This is a genomic window from Nitrospirota bacterium (assembly GCA_040757335.1).
GTDB lineage: Bacteria > Nitrospirota > Nitrospiria > 2-01-FULL-66-17 > 2-01-FULL-66-17 > JBFLXB01.
On the sequence record JBFLXB010000028.1, the window covers coordinates 17645 to 33185 of the forward strand.

Sequence of the window (15541 nt, forward strand, 5' to 3'; positions counted from 1 at the left end):
AACGCCGCTGCTCAAGGCTCAGAGAATGAGGTTGATCAAAGCCGAGGACAGCGGTCCCAGAATACGATACACGATTCGGAACGGGTCCAGGAACACCAGCGCAATCACGATAAACATCCCGTACGGCTCGAGTCCGGCGAGCCACTGCGACCCGCCCGCGGGCAACAGCCCGACGAGGACCCGCCCCCCGTCAAGCGGGGGAATCGGCAGCAGGTTGAACAACATCAGCGCCACGTTGATGAACACGCCGTATGCCAACATCTGGGCAATCGGCTCCGCGATCCGAAAGCCCGGCTCACCTCCCCCGCTCAAGTCGACGCTCCGCACGTCGGACAACGCCCCAAGCCCGTGCAGCAACATACCGGACACCACGGCGAGGGCCAGGTTGGTGAGCGGACCCGCGGCGGCCACCCAGACCATATCCGCCTTGGGGCGCCGGAGGTTCATGAAGTTCACCGGGACCGGCTTGGCATAGCCGAACACGAAGCCGGGTTGACCCGTCATGAGCAGCGGACCGACGTACAGCAGCAGCGGCAACAGAATCGTACCGAAGGGATCGATGTGGACCAAGGGGTTGAGCGTGAGCCGCCCCAGATATTTGGCCGTGGGATCGCCCTTCCTGTCCGCCACAAAGCCGTGCGCCGCTTCGTGGAACGTGATCGCAAGGAGGACCGGAAGGGCCACGATCGACAGACCGTGGATGATCGGGGCGAATTGCGCCATCACAAGGCGGGAACGAACCGACCGTTTCTGATCTGGATCCAGGAGAATTCGCGCTGCACCTCTCCTTCGGGGCCGAATCCCGTGATCCCCGAGACGCCCGAGCGGGCGGTGGTTTTGGTCAGCTCCTCCCGCAATCGCTCGCCGGTCGCGGCTCCGCCCTTCAATCCGCGAACGAGGAGCAACGTCGCATCGTACGCGAGCGCGGCGAACACGTCCGGGGCCTCATGGTACCTCGCGCGATACTGTTTGACGAACTGCTGCACGGAGGCGTCCTGCGAATTGGCGAAAAATGCGTCGACGAAAATCGCGTCCTCCACGAACTTCCCGCCGTTGGCGATCACGGCGCGGTTGTTCCAACCGCTGGATCCCAACAACGGGACCGCGATGTCGTAGAACCGCAGCTGCGAGGCGATCAGCCCCACGGTTTCGCCGTCTCCCGGCAGGAACGCGGCGTCGAAACCCGGGAGGTATACCGGGTCCGGGGCGGGGACATTGGGAGCAATGTTTTCGGCCGGGAGGGTCTCCATGACCCCCTCCTGCCGGAGGTCGACCTCCTTCAGCCGTTTGATCTCCGACCCGAAATCCACGGCTCCCGGTTGATAGGTTGCCGAAAAAATCAGGCGCCCGCCCTGACGCGTCACCTCATCGGAAAACGCCGTCACGATGTCGACCGAGTATCGGTCTTGGGGCGCAAGCACCACGAACCGCTTCAGGCCCAGATGTTGCGTGGCGTACCGCGCCACCGCGAGCCCCTCGGCCTGTGCCGTGAGCGCGGTTCGAAACAGATAGCGGTTCGGGGGCATCGGTCCGGTCGCGGTCGGGCTTACCGCGGGCACCCTCCACTGCGCGGCTCGCGCGGCCACGACGGGCCCTTCCCGGCTGAGCACGGGCCCCACGATTCCCACACACCGAGCCTCCCGGCACGTTTGATCCAGCACGCTACCCAGGCGAGCGAGGTCTCCGCCGTAGTCTTTGGCCGCCAACATGACGGAGGGGTCCGCTCCTTCGGCGCGACCCGATTCCACGGCCAGTTGGGCCCCCCGCAGTAGGCTGGTTGCGTACGGTTGCAACGCACCGTGGTACGGCAACGGCAGGACGATGACCGCTTTCGCCGATCGAAGCCGCGCGCGATTCGTCTCCAGAGTTTTGACCGCCTCGGCGGCCAACTCATGCCCGGGAAAGGCGGTCAAAAATGCCTGCAGCATCCGTTCTTGATCGAACCCCTCCCCGGTCGCGCCGTAGAGCTGCGCGGCCCGGACCAGCGCGATATCGGCCGGGAACTGTCCGGGGAACGCGTCGGCGACGGATTCCACCTCGCTGGGAACCTGCGCCTGGGCGATCAACTCCCGGATCCGCGCGTCCGCTAGGGCCGGGTCCGCCACGTCCGCGGGAAGCGCGCGCTCGTCCATGAGCAACGACACACCGCGCGCCAAGTCGCGGTCCTCGATCGCGAGGGTGATCAACGTCTCGTAGGCCTGCAGGCGCAAGCCCGGGGCCGCTTCCGAGGCCGCCAGCACGGCAAGCAGCTTGGCGGCCTTGGGTTTGTCCCCCACCCCAAGGTAGGCGGACGCAAGATCCAACCGCGCGCGATCGGCGTAGCCGCCGTCGAGGCCCGTTGCCAACACGTCGGACAACAGGCTGATCGCAGGCTGATAGGCTTTCTGCTCCACACGGATGTGCCCCAGCAGTGTGGCCGCTTCCGCCCGCAGGTCGCTTTTGGGAAATTCCGCAAGAAACTTCTCGAAGGTCGCAGCCGCACCGGCGCCGTCGCCCGATGCGTACTGGTGCTGACCCCGCGCAAAGGCGGCGCGTTCCTGCGGGGAGGCTCCGCCCCCTCCCTGCGCCCCGATGGGAGCACTGACCGCGAGGTGGATCAGAGCCAACAGCGCGCACGCCGCAAAAGCTGTCGCAGACCGACGCCGCACGCCCGTCACGAAAAAAGTCTTCACGCGCATCCGGTCCCGGCGAGTGACGCCGCGCGTCACCACGCCGCGACGGTTATACGAGAACAGTGGTCCGAAATCAAGGCAGAAGGAACCGGGAGCCGTTGACATCGGAGGAGCCCTGGGCTACTGTTCCGGCCAAATGTCGCGGCCCATGATCATGCGACGCGGTATCGGATGCCTTCTCTGCTTGTACGCGATTACGGCCGTCCCTGAGGCGCGTTCCGTCACCCCGGTCTCTGATCTCGCGGCACGAGCCGCCGCGTGCGACCAAGGCCTCCAGCAGTCGAGCGAGCTTCGAAAGTACCGGGAGAATTGGCAGAAATGCATCGACCGGTACGCGGACCTGGTCGCCGCCAGTTCCGATCCCCAAGCCAAGCGATCGGCCCTGAAGCGGCAGGCCGAGTTGGCGCAAGAACTGGCGCGTCGCTCCGGCCGTCGAGACGATGACCAAACCGCCCAGCGGCTGCTCGCCCAATTCGCTGCGTCGACGACGAGTTCCGACCCGCCGTCCGCGTCACCCTCACCGAATCTGTCGCGGGTACGGGTCGTGATTGATCCCGGACACGGAGGGAAGGACCCGGGTACCGTCGGCGCCAACGGCTTGCAAGAAAAGGACGTCGTCCTCGACGTTGCCAAACGCGTCCAGAAATTGCTGGCACGGCGCGAGCAGATCGAACCGTTCTTGACCCGAACCGACGACCACTTCGTCTCGTTGGAGGAACGGACCACCTTTGCGCAACGGCGCGAAGCGGACCTGTTCATCTCCATCCACGTGAACTCAAGTCCCCGAAGGGACACCAAAGGGCTCGAAGTCTACGTGTTGGGCCGGGCCAGCGACGCCGATGCCGACGCGACGGCGGCGAGAGAGAACGACGAACCCGGCCACGACCAGCCGGACGTCACCGCCATCATCCGGTCGATGCTCGGAGACCTGTCGAGCACTCGGCAGGAAGAGCAATCGCTCGAGCTGGCCGATACCCTGAGGCGATCCGTCATCCAGAGGGTGGAGGGACGCTACGAACTCGTTGATCTCGGGATCAAGCGCGCGCCCTTCTATGTGCTGTTGAACGCGGGCGTGCCGAGCATTCTGTCCGAACTCGCGTTTTTGAGCAATCCTGACGACGCCGCCCGACTGCGCCGCTCGGAGTTTCGCCAAGTGATCGCCGAAGCCCTCGCCACTGGAATCGCGAAGTACGCGGCGTCTTCCTTGCTCGCGCAGTCGAATTGACTTCGGATTTTCCCACACCCCACCGTGAACCATGCCCGTTGTTCGTCTGACCATCGAATACGACGGCACCGCGTATCACGGCTGGCAGCGTCAACCGTCGGTCGCCACGATTCAGGGCACGATCGAATCGGCGATCCACAGGATCTGCGGAGAACACGCCACCGTGGTCGGTTCCGGTCGGACCGACGCCGGCGTCCATGCCGCGGCCCAGATCGCGCACTTTGAGACCGGGGCTTCCCTGACCCCGGAGGCGTGGCGTCGGGCGCTCAACGCCCTGCTCCCCGCCGACGTGAAAATCATCGCCGCGGATGCCGTTGCGGACTCGTTTCACGCCAGGTTCTCAGCGGTCCGCAAGCGCTACGAATACCGCATTTGGAACCGCCCCGCCCCGTCGCCGCTGGAACGGCGGACATCGTGGCACGTGCCCCATCGGCTGGACCTTTCCGCCATGCGTCGCGCCGCCGCGTCGCTGATCGGCACCCACGACTTTCGGGCGTTTGAAGCGGCGGATCCTTCGCACGGGGAGGCGCGCGATACCCGATGCCGCCTGACGCGCTGCTCGATCCGCAGGCAAGGGCACGTGGTGGTCGTGGAGATCGAGAGCAACCGTTTCTTGAAGTACATGGTGCGCAACATCGTTGGAACGCTGGTGGAGGTCGGCGTCGCCCGTCGGCCCGCAGCCGACACGGCGCGAATCCTCCGCTCACGCGACCGTCGCCACGCGGGAGTGACGGCTCCGGCTCACGGGTTGACGCTGATTGCGGTACGGTACGGGAAACCGGTACGGCCGGACCGCGGATGACCATGACGCGGGCCGCGGAGATCGGGACTACCGGCCGTTGGCTTGGAACGTGTACCGAATGATCGCTTCGCGGTCCTTCGGATCGAGATGGAGGAACGACGCCGCGATCTCATACACGGCGCCGGATGGGCGGGCCACCAGCCGCTGGCGGACGACCTCGGCAAACGCCCGTATCCTGACCTGCGAGTCTCCCGGCAGCACCATCACGACGTCCACGAACTCGCCCTGTTCGATCGGCTCGTCGCTGGGAAATCGAACGCCGGCTCCGCTCAAATTGATCGGGGTGGGTCGGACCGCCGGAGCCAACTCCTCGGATTCCAGTCGGACCAGCAGGCGGTCAACCTTGCGCTCGATCCGCTCGAGCGCGGCGCGCACCGGATCGTCGCTCACCGGACCGGGCTCAGGGTCCGTGCGGATCGAGGCCTCCACCGCTCCTCGACCGATCGTGCGGAACCCGAAGGGAATGAGCACGTCGACGCGGCGATAGAGTCGCTTGTCTGGCTCGTCACCCGGCATGGGTCCTCGTTTGTTCGACGCGCGCGCCGGCGTCAGGCTCCGCCGCGGGAAGGCGAATCGTAAAGACGGTTCGACCCGGACGGGTTTCGACGTCAATCTCGCCCCGGTGAGCGCGAACCATTCCGTAACACAGCGAGAGCCCCAACCCGGTTCCTCGCCCCACCTCTTTCGTGGTGAAGAAGGGGTCGAAAATTTTCGAAAGGTGCTGGGAGGGTATCCCCTGCCCGTTGTCGGATACCGCCAACTCCACCGTGCGCCCACGCGATCGCGTCGCAATCTCGATCGCTCCCTGCGTCTCGATCGCGTCGTATCCGTTGTTGATCAAATTCACGAGCACCTGTTCGAGTTGTTGCGCGTCGCCCCATACCAGCGCCGGCTCCGGAGAGAGCGCGGTTCGGACTTCAATCTCGGGCCGACTGGCCCGGAGCGGAAGGAGGGCGGTCACGCCCTCGACCACCGCGTTGCAGTTGACCACGGAGAGGTTGATCGGCTCGGGTCTGGAGAACCGCAACAGGCTTTGTACGATCGCCTTCGCGCCGTCCGCTCCCGCCGCCATCGCGGCGATGAGACGCCGCTCGTCCTCGGGTCGCCCCGGGTCGTTCAGCATGTGGGAATACGCCACCAACGGGACCAGCTTGTTGTTGAGTTCGTGCGCGACGCCGGCCACGAGGGTCCCGAGCGACGCGAGTTTCTCCTGTTGAAAACTTCTCCGCTGAGCGGCTTCTATTTCCTTGGTCTTGGCTTCCACCTTGGTCTCGAGGGACCGGTTCAGGTCCTCCAGCTGGGACTGGACGCGGGCGAACGCGAGGAGCTGCCCCACCACGGTCGCGAGAAGCACGAACACGGCTTCGTGTTCCGTCGTGAAAAACCTCGGGTGGGGGTGACTCAAATTCAGCACGCCGATCACCTGATCGCCTGAAAACAGGGGGAAACACAAGAGCGACCGCACCGAGGGGGAACGGTCGAGAAAGCGCGGATCCCGACGGGTATCGTTCACCCGAATCGCCTGCCCTCCCAGCGCCACGGCCCCGGCAATGCCTTCACCCAGGTCGAAGGAACGCGGAGCCTCGCCGGGGCGAACCGTTGCAGCGCCGGCCCCTGCAAGGTTGACGAGGCACCGGCGATCCGCGGCCCGCAACATGATCGAGCAGGAGTGCAGACCGAGTTCCTGGGTCAACACGCTGACCACCTGGTCACCGATCGACGCGAGGTCGAATACCCCGGAAAGGCGCCTCGCCAATCGCTGGACGATCGCGAGACTTTCGAGCAGGTCGGGAGCGGGGGGACCCGATCGGCCCACGGGCGCGGCCCGGTGAGATCGATCGGCCATGGACGCACGACGCGTCGCACTGGGCCTGGAACCCTTGCCCCGGGGCGCGGTGCTCGTGCGCGTGGGGCGGCTCATCGGTCGAGGAATTGGGGCTGCCGTTTCTCGAGAAACGCAGAGACTCCCTCACGCTTGTCCGCGCTCTCGCATACGGTTCCGAACAGCTCTGACTCCAACGCCTGCCCGTCGGCCAGGGACCGTTCGTTGCCTTCCCTGATCGCGCGAAGAGCGGCCCTCACCGCCACTGCGCTTTTGCCCGCGATTTTTTTGGCGAGTCCTTGCGCCTGCTTGACGACCTCTGCGTCCGGCACGACCTTGTTCACGAGTCCGATGGCCTTGGCCTCCGGAGCGGGCACCTTGTCGCCGGTCAGAATCAGTTCGATCGCCTTGGCCTGTCCGACCAGGCGAGGAAGCCGTTGGGTGCCGCCGAAGCCGGGGATGATCCCCAGGTCGATTTCCGGCTGCCCGAGCCGGACCCGCTCGCTCGCCACGCGTAGGTGGCACGCCATCGCGAACTCCAACCCTCCGCCGAGACAGAACAGGCCGTTGATCGCTGCGATGACCGGCTTGTCCATCTGTTCGATCCGGTCGAAAATCCGTTGCCCCCGCGCCGTGAGTTCACGTCCCTTCGCCGCATCGGTGATGCCCGCCACTTCCTTGACGTCCGCCCCGGAAATGAAGAACGAGCCCGCGCCGGTGAACACGATCGCCTTCACCGCGGCGTCGGCCGCGAGCTCATGGAAGAGACTCTCCAACTCGCTCATCACCGGGCTGCTGAGGGCGTTGGCCGGCGGATTGTTGAACACCACCGTGGCCACCCGGTCCTCGGTTGTGCTGGTCAGATACTGCCGTCCCATCGCGAACTCCTCTGAACCCTAGTATGTGAAGAAACCCCGCTTCACCTTGGTCCCTAAGAAGCCGGCCGCCACCATCCGTTTGAGCATCGGCGCCGGCCAGAATCGCGGGCCGAGTTCGCGAGCCAGGCGTTCCAATTCTCCGAGCACGACATCGAGCCCCAAGTGATCGGCATAGTGCAGCGGTCCGCCCTTGTCCTGGGGGAACCCCGTGCCCGCCATCATCGCGATGTCGATGTCCGACGCGGTCGCCACGCCCTCCTGGAGACAAATCACGGCCTCGTTGACGAGCGGCAACAACACGCGGTGCGGGGAACACGCCGTGCCGCGGATTCCCGTTTGCTTCTGGACCTCCGCGATGAGCCGAGGCAGCGAGGCATCGGGGCGGTCGTCGTACGTAAAGAACCCTGCTCCGGACTTTGTCCCGAGGCGTCCGGCCTTGACCATCGCGCCCAGAATCGCGGCGGGCTGCATCCGCGGACCGAAGGAATCGTACAGCACATCCGCAACTTTCGCCGCGACGTCGAGTCCGATCATGTCGGTCAGGGCAAACGGCCCCATGGGTAACCCCAGCGCGACCAGAGCCGCGTCGACGCGTTTCGCCTCGTCGACCGCGGTCTCGGGCGTGCCGATCTCTTGGAGTGCGACCGCCGCCTCGTTGAGGTAGGGCATCAAGAGTCGGTTGACGAGGAACCCCGCACATTCCTGAACCCGGACCGGAATCTTCCGCAGGCTTTCGGCGAAGGTGACCGCATCGTCCACGGTCTCAGACGAGGTGGCCAACCCGGGAATGACCTCCACCAATTTCATGACGTGCGCGGGATTGAAAAAGTGGATGCCCACCACCTTTTCGGGCCGCTTGCGTCCGGCCGCGATCGCTGAGATCGACAGCGAGGATGAGTTCGTGGCGAGGATCGCGTTTTCGGGACACGCCGCTTCCAGCTCCGCGAACACGCGCCGCTTGACGCTCAAATCTTCGAACACCGCTTCGATCACCAGATCGACGTCGCCGAACCCCGAATAGTCCACGGCCCCGGACACGAGGGCCATTTTCTGCTCCATCTCGTGCGCGGTCATCTTGCCCTTGTCCACGCGCCCCTGATAAATCTTGCGGACGGTGGCAAGACCACGCTCGATCGAATCCGGCTTGACGTCTTTGAGAATGACGGGCAAACCCGAATAGGAGACGGCCTGAGCGATTTGGGCGCCCATCGTCCCGGCCCCGATCACCGCTGCTTTATAGATGTACATGTTCCCTCCCCGTGGGAGCAGGCGTTGGTGCCTGCCCCGGGCGACGATAACCGGTCGCCCTTACCGGCGCTCCAGCACCATTGCTGCGCCGATGCCTCCCCCCACACACATGCTGGCGACGCCTACGGCGAGGTTGCGTCGTTTCATCTCCCTCAACAGAGTGATCGCGAGCCTCGTACCGGTCATGCCCACCGGGTGACCGAGGGCGATCGCACCCCCGTTGACATTGACGATATCGCGATTCAACCCCAGTTTCCTCTCCACGGCGAGGTACTGCGCGGCGAACGCCTCGTTGATCTCAAACAGCTGGATATCAGACAACGACAACTTGGTCTTTTTGAGCGCGAGCGGGATCGCTTCGGCCGGTCCGATGCCCATCCGCTGCGGCTCGACGCCGATGAAGGCGTACGACCGAATGAAGCCGAGGGGTTCGTAGCCGAGCGCGCGGGCCCGATCGGCCGTCATGACCAGGGTCGCCGCCGCGCCGTCGTTGAGCGAACAGGAATTGCCCGGTGTCACGGTGCCGCCCTCCTTGAACACCGTGGGGTAGAGCGCGAGTTGCTGCTCGGTCAACGCGGCGTTGGGCCCTTCGTCCTGTGCGAACGGCTCCGGCGTCACCTCTTTGCCCGCCATTTTCTTGGGGACCATGACCGTGGCGATCTCGTCCTTGAACTTCCCCTCCCGAACCGCTCGGAACGCCCGTTTGTGCGAAAGCAACGCAAACTTGTCCTGCTCTTCGCGGCTGATCTTGAACTCTTCCGCAAGCGTCTCCGCGGTATAGCCCATGATCTGCCCGCAGAACCCGTCGGTCAACCCCTCCCAGATGCTGTCGATGAACGCGCCGTGTTTGAGCCGTTTGCCCCAGCGCATGTCGCGCGACACGAACGGCGCTTGGCTCATGCTCTCCGTACCCCCTACGATCTGCACGTCCGCGTCGCCGGCCTGGATGTTCTGAAACGCGTTGACCAGCGACTGGAGGCCGGATGAGCAGTTGCGCTGGACGGTGTAGGCGGGAACCCGAATCGGCAGCCCCGCATACAGCGCGATATTCCGCGCCATGTTGGTCGCGTCCGAGTGTTGGCCCACGCACCCGAAGATCACCTCGTCAACCGCTCCGGGATCGATCTTGGTCCGCTCCATCAACGACTTGACCACGGCGGCGCCCATGGCGTGCGCGGTGATGTCCTTCAATGCTCCGCCGAAGTTGCCGATCGGGGTTCGAACCCCATCGACGATCACGACATCTTTCATACGGACTCCCGCTGCCTAGCCCACCAGGGCATGCCGCTTCTTGAGTTCCTCTTCCAACAACACTCGCCGGAGCACCTTGCCGACCATCGTCCTCGGCAACTCCCGGCGAAACTCGACCGCTTTGGGCACCTTGAACCTCGCGAGCTCCCGCGCGCAGAAATCGATGATCTCGTTTTCCGTCGCGGATTCTCCGTCCTTCAGCACGACGTAGGCTTTGATCATCTCCCCCATGAACTCTTCGGGGATGCCGACCACCACCGCGTCCTTGACCTTGGGATGGCGGTACAACACCTCCTCCACCTCGCGCGGGTACACGTTCTCTCCCTTGCTCTTGATCATATCCTTTTTGCGATCGACGATCGCAAAGTACCCCTCGTCGTCGACCGTCGCGATGTCGCCGGTATGCAACCAGCCGTCGTGCACGACCGCCGCGCTTTCCTCGGGCCTCCGCCAGTAGCCCCTCATGACCTGAGGGCCCCTCACGATCAACTCACCGGCTTCGCCAACCGGGAGCTCCCGGGTTCCCGACTCCACGTCGACGACCTTCGCGTCGGTGTCCGGCAGCGGCAGACCGATCGTACCCTTCTTGCGCTTCCCGAAAATGGGCGTGACGTGGGTCACCGGCGACGCCTCGCTCAGCCCGAACCCCTCGACCACTTTCCCGCCCGTCAGCGCCTCGAACCGGTCCTGCACCTCCGCGTGCAACGGGCCCGCCCCGCTGATGCAGATCCGGATGGACGAGAGATCGTAGCGTCCCACATCCGGAAAGGTGTTGATCGCGACGTACATCGCCTGGACACCCATGAACAGCGTCGCGCGAAACTTCACGATGGCGCGGAGGACGTCTTTGGTGACGAAGCGGGGGAGCAACACGATCGACCCGCCGGTCGCGATCGCCAAATTCATGCAGGCCGTCATTCCATAGACGTGGAAGAACGGGATCACCCCCAGAAACACCTCTTGCCCGTCGCGCAACGACGGCATCCAGGCCCGGCACTGCATCGTGTTCGCGACCAGGTTGCGGTGGGTCAACATGACGCCTTTGGGAACGCCGGTCGTTCCGCCGGTGTACTGCAGGAGCGCGAGATCCTCGGGTCCTACCTCGGTCCGCGGAGCCTCGTCCCCGGACGCCGCCAGCATGGCCTCGAACCGATATACCGGCGGCGTCTTGGGAATCGTCACCCTCGTTCCCTCGCGCCAGGCCTTGAGGGGATACAGCAACGCGAGATGCCACGGCAACGCGTCTTTCACCGACGTGACGATCACCGTCTCCAACCCCGAGCTCACTCGAATCGGATCGATACGGGGATAGAACAGATCCAGCGCGACCAGGACGCGGGCCTCGGCGTCTCGGACCTGCTGCTCGATCTCGCGTTCGACATACAGCGGGTTCACCTGGACCACGACCGCCCCGATCTTGAGCGCCCCGTAGTAGGCGATCACGGCCTGCGGCGTGTTCGGCAGCATGACCGCGACCCGGTCGCCTTTGCGGACCCCGAGACGGCTCAACGCGTTGGCGAACCGATTGGTCGCTCGTTCGACATCGAGGTAGGTGTACCGACGACCGTAAAAAACCAACGCGGTATGAGAAGGGAATCGGGATGCGGAGGCCGACAGAAGATCGTGAAGCGGACCCGCGGGATACGTAAGAGTCTGAGGAATGCCTTCCTCGTACGACGTCACCCAACGGGAAGTCATGGGGTTCTCCGGTACAGGGCGGGCGTCGCTACTCGGACGCTTCATCGGTCTCTGCGAATGCTGCGAATCACGTCCGTATCGCTCAAGCGATCCCGGAATGGTTTGTCCCGCCAGAGATTCTCGACGCCCCGGCCGGTACGGCGGGGCGCTTCGCGTACCTCACATATACCGAATATATTTACTATAGTCACCGGCCGAAAGTGACTCTAGCCGAGGGGGTAGCCTTTGTCAAGAAACGCTGCGGCTTGAGGATGGGACTCCGCCCCTGGACTTTCGCCCGGTGCGGATATAGGATCAAATCAAATGACTGCTTCGCTTGAAAAAGGCACGCTGCTGATCGCCGGCCCGGGAATGTACGACCCCAACTTCAGGCAGTCGGTGATCCTGTTGTGCGAGCACAACGACCGCGGCAGCATGGGCCTGGTGATCAACCGCCCGACCGAGCTCGTGCTCACCGAAGCCGTGCACCAGCTCTCCGGCGCGGAGCGCGATGACGTCATCTACTCCGGAGGTCCCGTCCAGCCCGATCACTTGTTGATCCTCATCCGCGCGGGCTGGGAGCCTCCGTCGTCACATCACGTCTTCTCCGACGTGTACCTCGGCACGGACCTGGCCACGTTGCGGTCGCTCGTGTCCGGGGACGAGCCTTCCGAGACCCCGCCGGAGCAGGGCTCGGGGTCGGGCCTGTTCTCCGACGCCGCGTTTCGCGGATACGCCGGGTACGCGGGCTGGTCGCCCGGGCAGCTCGACGGAGAGCTGGCGACGGAGTCGTGGATCGTCGTCCCGGGCGATTCCAAGTGGATCTTCGACGCAGATCCCAAGGTCGTCTGGCCGGAATTGATGCGTTCGTTGGGTCCCAAACACGCGGTGTACGCCACCATGCCGCGTGATCCGCATCTGAACTGACCCCGTCCTGGATTACCGAGCGACTCCCCCCACCACGCGTCCCCCGAATGTCGCCGCGTAGAGGGATCTCGGATTCCACGGATCAAGGACGACGGACACGATCGGGCCCGCGGCCTTGACCCCGTCGGCGCGACGCCACGTCCGTCCGCCGTCCGCCGTCGTCATCACACCGTCCGGCGTCCCGGCGAGCACCGTCGCCGGCTGTTCGGGGTCGATTGCCAGGCACAACACCGGGATGGGCGCCCCGCTCCCCATCAGGGCCCAGCTCTTGCCTCGGTCCAGGCTTCGGTACGCGCCGGCAGGGGTCCCGACGTACACCGTGCTGGAAATCCGCGGGTCAAGGCCGATGGCGTACACGATGCGCTCCGGGAAATCTTCCAGCGCCCGCCACGTCGCGCCCCCGTCGTCGCTGCGAAACAACCCGGCGCCGCTTGTTCCCGCGTAGAGCGCGATCGGCCGGTTCTCCAACGCAGGGACGCTCGAGTCGCCCGCATCCACCCCCAGCGAGGTGACCCGGTACACGGCGGAACCGATCCTGGTCTCGTCCCACGTCGCTCCGCGGTCCGTCGAGCGGTAGAATCGGCCGCCGAACCCGCCCGCGTAGATCATGTGCGGCGACCGGGGGTTGACCGCCAGGGAAAACACTCGAACATCACTCATCCCCCGGTCCCGCAACTCCCACGCGCCTCCCCCGTCGCGGCTCACGAATACTCCTGACGATGATCCGAGGTACACCACGTTCGAATCACTGGGATCCACCGCCACCGCCGTGGTGTGTGCCGCGCGCGGATCGGTTGTCATGGATTGCCACGTGCGTCCGGCGTTCACGCTTCGCTTCACGCCCCACCCGTCCGTTCCAGCGGCCCAGACGATCCGCGGGACTCGCGGATCCACGGCCAACGCCACGGTCGAGGGCACGACGCTCCCTGGCGCGGCCGACGCCGAACGCGCGTCGGCGACCAGCGCCGCCTCAGGACAACCGGTGGCGTACCCGGTGTCGGAGGGACAGGCATCGATCCTGTCGGGAAACCCGTCGTCGTCGACGTCGCGGAGCCACGCCAAGGTTTCTCCGTAGGCCTCGGGCGCGTTGACGCACGCAAAGGACGTGAGAGACGACCCGTCCGGCGCACGGACCGCTCCTTCGATGGCACACGGCGTACGGAACAGCCACTCGGGGTTGAAGCGCTCCACCCCGGAGTCTTGCCCCGCGACCATGAAGTGTTCGGAGACTCTTCCGTCTCCGTCGAGATCGGTCGGCAGTTGGTCGCTTTGGTAGAGGATCAGGGTCCGGAGAAACGCGACCAGGGCATCACGGTCCTGACGCGAGGCTCCGCGGTATCGCGTTGCCGACTCGGCTGCCTCGCCGCCGTGCCGCCGAATCACATCGTCCAGCGTCAGACTTGCGCCATCGTGTCCGTATGGCGCTGAACTACCCACGCCCCACAAAGGAGCCGTCCGAAATCGGGTGACCTTCGCTCCGTTGAACAACGTCTCGGCAAACGCCGGTCCCATCTCGTGGTGCTTGAAGTCCGAAAAGATCCCGCGGACCGTTGCCGAGCCCCGACGTGGAACCCACCCCCCGGCAATGTGGTCGGCCAAGAGCGTGACCCTGCCCTCGAGGCGTCCGACGGGTTCCCGGTACGCGACGGCCAGATCAAAGAATCGTCGATCACCGTCGTAGCGTTGATACCGGTCGGCATGATCGACGCTCGCCGCTTCGATCCGCCAATCGGGCACGTGACAGACGGCGCAGCCTAGGGTCTCGAACACCGCACGACCGCGCCGAGTTTGCGGAGTCTGCCGCCCCTCCCCCGGCGCCGAAGCACTCAGCATGTACCACTCGGCAAGGTCGACATCGCCCTCGGAAATCTCATTGATCGCCCCATCCCCGTCGGGGTCGTCCAGGCTGAGGCCGCGGTCGCTGACGCGAAGGCCGCGGTCGGCCGGCGCGTGAATGGCGAACTGGCGCGCCCCCGCGTTGGACACGGCCGCGAGGCCGTCGCCCGCTCGTTCATCGTGGTGCAGGCCGTCGTCGACTTGCAGCGTGGGATCGTAGGCTTGCATCCCGGTGTGCGTGTCGATGGGATCGTTGAAAAACACGCGCAACGTGGGAGCCATCGCACCCTCGGTCTCTCCCCAACCGAACGGCATCATCTCGAGGTTGTACCCCGCGACGGTGAGATCGCGCAGGTTGATCACACCGTCGCCGTTCTCGTCCGCGAGCACCCGGCGTCCCTCCTCGTCCACGTACCACACGCGGAACACCTTATTGAGGTCCGGCGCACCGTCTTGGTTACGGTCCCCGCACCACCCATACTCCACGGGCGGCGCGCCCGGGATCGGAGCGATCCGGACCGGTTCATCGGGGATATCTTTGATACGGATGAATCCGCGACGCGCCGGATCGCATGCCTGCAACACTTTGAGACGGGTTTGCAGGCCGATCATCTCGACCAATCCGCCTCCGAAAAAGTGCGGCGTATTTCTCCCCGCCCCCGCTCCTTTGGGAATGTTGCCGCCCGCACCCGGTTCCCGGAACGGTATCCCGTGGCACAGACCGCACGAGTTCACATGGTCGCGGCCCAGACGAGGGGTCACGCGATCGCCCAGCAGCTTCGGTTCGAAGAACGAGCCGGCTCGGCCGAACGCACCGTCGCGACCCCGAAACTCCCGCTGCGTCAGGTTCCTCCCCCGCTGGAACGCGAGCCAGGGGTCCACGTCTTGTAAGTAACGTGACCCGCCTTCGAGGGATGGATCGGTCGTATGCACTACGCGAACGCGACGATCCTTGACCGACTTTCCCGTGACGTCTTTTGCGCCCAGCGAGGTGTCGCTCGAACTGCCAGGCCGCTCGGACAATTGGGCATGGGCCACGGACCAGGCCGTCAGCCACGGCAGGCCCGCGGCGCCGAAGAGGACTATGGCCAGACTCCAGCCGACCCTCCGTCCTTCTTGACGATGCCGCCCTTGATCTGGTCGTCTCAGCATGTGGCCCCCCGTGTCAGGTTAACGGAGATCATACCGCAGCGAGGCCCGCAA

General features: G+C 65.0%; 12 protein-coding genes. 3 read left to right on the forward strand and 9 right to left on the reverse strand.

The features are described from left to right. Positions 1 to 18: 18 nt before the first annotated feature. A complete protein-coding gene (locus AB1451_13450; GenBank protein MEW6683901.1) occupies positions 19 to 723 on the reverse strand; it encodes a site-2 protease family protein in 705 nt (234 codons plus the stop codon). Next, positions 723 to 2777 carry a penicillin-binding protein activator gene (locus AB1451_13455; protein ID MEW6683902.1) on the reverse strand — a complete coding sequence of 685 codons (2055 nt, stop codon included), beginning with the start codon at positions 2775 to 2777 and terminating at the stop codon, positions 723 to 725. The genes AB1451_13450 and AB1451_13455 overlap by 1 nt, the downstream gene beginning before the upstream one ends. Before the next feature lie 43 nt (positions 2778 to 2820). Here AB1451_13455 and AB1451_13460 point away from each other — a divergent pair, with 43 nt between their 5' ends. Together AB1451_13460 and truA are read left to right on the forward strand one after the other, a co-directional pair. After that, positions 2821 to 3897 carry an N-acetylmuramoyl-L-alanine amidase gene (locus AB1451_13460; GenBank protein ID MEW6683903.1) on the forward strand — a complete coding sequence of 359 codons (1077 nt, stop codon included), beginning with the start codon at positions 2821 to 2823 and terminating at the stop codon, positions 3895 to 3897. A 31-nt stretch (positions 3898 to 3928) separates the two neighbouring features. Then, positions 3929 to 4699 carry a tRNA pseudouridine(38-40) synthase TruA gene (truA, locus tag AB1451_13465; protein ID MEW6683904.1) on the forward strand — a complete coding sequence of 257 codons (771 nt, stop codon included), beginning with the start codon at positions 3929 to 3931 and terminating at the stop codon, positions 4697 to 4699. Between the two features lie 27 nt (positions 4700 to 4726). Here the strand turns inward: truA and AB1451_13470 are convergent, their stop codons facing one another. The 6 genes from AB1451_13470 to AB1451_13495 form a co-directional block, all read right to left on the reverse strand. Continuing rightward, on the reverse strand, positions 4727 to 5215 hold the full coding sequence (locus AB1451_13470) for a PilZ domain-containing protein (GenBank protein ID MEW6683905.1): 489 nt from the start codon (positions 5213 to 5215) through the stop codon (positions 4727 to 4729). Further along, the gene (locus AB1451_13475; GenBank protein ID MEW6683906.1) at positions 5205 to 6545 is read right to left on the reverse strand and encodes an ATP-binding protein; all 1341 of its coding nucleotides are present in this window, start codon (positions 6543 to 6545) and stop codon (positions 5205 to 5207) included. Before AB1451_13475 ends, AB1451_13470 begins: the two co-directional genes overlap by 11 nt. Before the next feature lie 71 nt (positions 6546 to 6616). Further along, a complete protein-coding gene (locus AB1451_13480; GenBank protein ID MEW6683907.1) occupies positions 6617 to 7399 on the reverse strand; it encodes an enoyl-CoA hydratase in 783 nt (260 codons plus the stop codon). A gap of 18 nt (positions 7400 to 7417) precedes the next feature. Next, entirely contained in the window at positions 7418 to 8647 is a 1230-nt protein-coding gene (locus AB1451_13485) for a 3-hydroxyacyl-CoA dehydrogenase NAD-binding domain-containing protein (protein ID MEW6683908.1), read from the reverse strand. 60 nt (positions 8648 to 8707) lie between these two features. After that, positions 8708 to 9898 carry a thiolase family protein gene (locus tag AB1451_13490; protein ID MEW6683909.1) on the reverse strand — a complete coding sequence of 397 codons (1191 nt, stop codon included), beginning with the start codon at positions 9896 to 9898 and terminating at the stop codon, positions 8708 to 8710. Between the two features lie 15 nt (positions 9899 to 9913). After that, on the reverse strand, positions 9914 to 11596 hold the full coding sequence (locus AB1451_13495) for a long-chain fatty acid--CoA ligase (GenBank protein MEW6683910.1): 1683 nt from the start codon (positions 11594 to 11596) through the stop codon (positions 9914 to 9916). 303 nt (positions 11597 to 11899) lie between these two features. On the opposite strand from AB1451_13495, the gene AB1451_13500 reads away from it, so the two are divergent. Continuing rightward, positions 11900 to 12502, forward strand: a complete 603-nt coding sequence (locus AB1451_13500) for a YqgE/AlgH family protein (GenBank protein ID MEW6683911.1) — start codon at positions 11900 to 11902, stop codon at positions 12500 to 12502. A 12-nt stretch (positions 12503 to 12514) separates the two neighbouring features. Here the strand turns inward: AB1451_13500 and AB1451_13505 are convergent, their stop codons facing one another. Continuing rightward, positions 12515 to 15490 carry a di-heme oxidoredictase family protein gene (locus tag AB1451_13505; protein MEW6683912.1) on the reverse strand — a complete coding sequence of 992 codons (2976 nt, stop codon included), beginning with the start codon at positions 15488 to 15490 and terminating at the stop codon, positions 12515 to 12517. Positions 15491 to 15541 lie beyond the last annotated feature (51 nt).

Bases quoted from the DNA above. Each gene is read 5' to 3' on its own strand.
- AB1451_13475 (MEW6683906.1), bottom strand. From the start codon at position 6,545: ATGGCCGATCGATCTCACCGGGCCGCGCCCGTGGGCCGATCGGGTCCC.
- AB1451_13460 (MEW6683903.1), top strand. From the start codon at position 2,821: ATGATCATGCGACGCGGTATCGGATGCCTTCTCTGCTTGTACGCGATT.
- truA (MEW6683904.1), top strand. From the start codon at position 3,929: ATGCCCGTTGTTCGTCTGACCATCGAATACGACGGCACCGCGTATCAC.
- AB1451_13450 (MEW6683901.1), bottom strand. From the start codon at position 723: ATGGCGCAATTCGCCCCGATCATCCACGGTCTGTCGATCGTGGCCCTT.
- AB1451_13505 (MEW6683912.1), bottom strand. From the start codon at position 15,490: ATGCTGAGACGACCAGATCAAGGGCGGCATCGTCAAGAAGGACGGAGG.
- AB1451_13470 (MEW6683905.1), bottom strand. From the start codon at position 5,215: ATGCCGGGTGACGAGCCAGACAAGCGACTCTATCGCCGCGTCGACGTG.
- AB1451_13490 (MEW6683909.1), bottom strand. From the start codon at position 9,898: ATGAAAGATGTCGTGATCGTCGATGGGGTTCGAACCCCGATCGGCAAC.
- AB1451_13480 (MEW6683907.1), bottom strand. From the start codon at position 7,399: ATGGGACGGCAGTATCTGACCAGCACAACCGAGGACCGGGTGGCCACG.
- AB1451_13495 (MEW6683910.1), bottom strand. From the start codon at position 11,596: ATGACTTCCCGTTGGGTGACGTCGTACGAGGAAGGCATTCCTCAGACT.
- AB1451_13500 (MEW6683911.1), top strand. From the start codon at position 11,900: ATGACTGCTTCGCTTGAAAAAGGCACGCTGCTGATCGCCGGCCCGGGA.
- AB1451_13485 (MEW6683908.1), bottom strand. From the start codon at position 8,647: ATGTACATCTATAAAGCAGCGGTGATCGGGGCCGGGACGATGGGCGCC.
- AB1451_13455 (MEW6683902.1), bottom strand. From the start codon at position 2,777: ATGTCAACGGCTCCCGGTTCCTTCTGCCTTGATTTCGGACCACTGTTC.